This is a genomic window from Oerskovia sp. USHLN155, from assembly GCF_037145535.1.
Classification (GTDB): Bacteria; Actinomycetota; Actinomycetes; order Actinomycetales; family Cellulomonadaceae; genus Oerskovia; species Oerskovia rustica.
The window spans coordinates 1-1,140 of sequence record NZ_JBBCXG010000027.1; the positions used below are offsets into that span (position 1 = coordinate 1).

Below are 1,140 nucleotides of genomic sequence, written 5' to 3' on the forward strand. Positions count from 1 at the left end.
GGGGCCGGGCGTTTGCTCGGCGGGGGCGCGGCGGCCCTCGCCTTTCCGTCCCCCCCCTCCAACCCCCCCCGCGGGGGCCCCCCCCCCACTTCTCGTCACGGCCCGGGACTGCGCGTGACCTGAGCAGGGCGGCAACGCGCGCCACGAGACGCGATGGGTGGCGATAGACGTCGTCGGCCGTTACCACCACGGTCCGCCACCCGAGGTCCTCGAGCCACTGCCTCTTCGCGACGTCCCGGCGCCAGGTCCGTGCGTCGGTGCGGTGCACGTCGCCGTCGTACTCGATCGCGACTCTCTCGGCGACGTAGACCATGTCCGACAGGGCGACAAAACGGCCGTCCTCGTCGAGGACCGGGACGTTGACCTGCGGGCACGGCAGGCCCGCGCGGACGAGCACGAGCCTGGTTCGCGTCTCCATGGGCGAGTCGGTCCCGGTGCGGAGGTCGTCAAGGGCGGTCCGCATCCGTGCGACTCCGCGTGCACCAGCCGGCGTGCCCCGCACGGTCTCCCGCAGCTGCCCGAGCGTCGAGGCAGGGGACTTGCGACGCAGCAGCGAGTCCCCGAGCACGATCAGCTCGTCGCGAGGCAGGGTTCCGGCGAGCTGTCGCCACGCGTGCTCGGGGGTGACGACCAGCAGCCCGTTCAGGAGCCGCACCGGCAGCTGGTCGGCGCCGTACGTGTGGGCCACGTATCCGGTGCGACGTGGGACGACGGCGCTGCCGGGGACGCTCAGGTGCACGCGATCATCGCGTGTGACCTGCCAGGGGAGGTCGACGCCGTGGAGACGAAGCGCACTGCCGTGACTGATCGCGGAGCCTGTGGGCGCGCATCGCAAGATGGCGGCGGCCCGGACCGGGAGAGCGTCGGCCTGCTCTGCCGCGACGCGCAGGCCGCGGGTCGGGATCGCGAGGCGCCGGTGCCGCAGCGCCTTCGGGGAGAGCCCGGAGGCTTGGCCCTCGGCCAGGGTGAAGGGCTCGTCGGTGCGCATGCGGGCACTGTGCCGCGACGGGAGTGGGTGCGGGGGCTGAAGCGCGCGAGCTGTGGACACGGGCGCCTGCGGCGCACCTGTGGACACTCGCCGTGTCCCGCCGAGAAGTGAGTTCACGCCCCTGAATCGCACGAATCAGGGGCGTGAACTCA

The 1,140-nt window shown here is 73.0% G+C and carries 1 protein-coding gene; it reads right to left on the minus strand.

Annotated features, from left to right (window positions below; translation table 11 throughout):
* Window positions 1-988: endonuclease domain-containing protein (locus tag WFH32_RS19230; RefSeq protein WP_336708892.1), on the minus strand; the 988-nt coding region annotated here is incomplete at its 3' end.
* Window positions 989-1,140 lie beyond the last annotated feature (152 nt).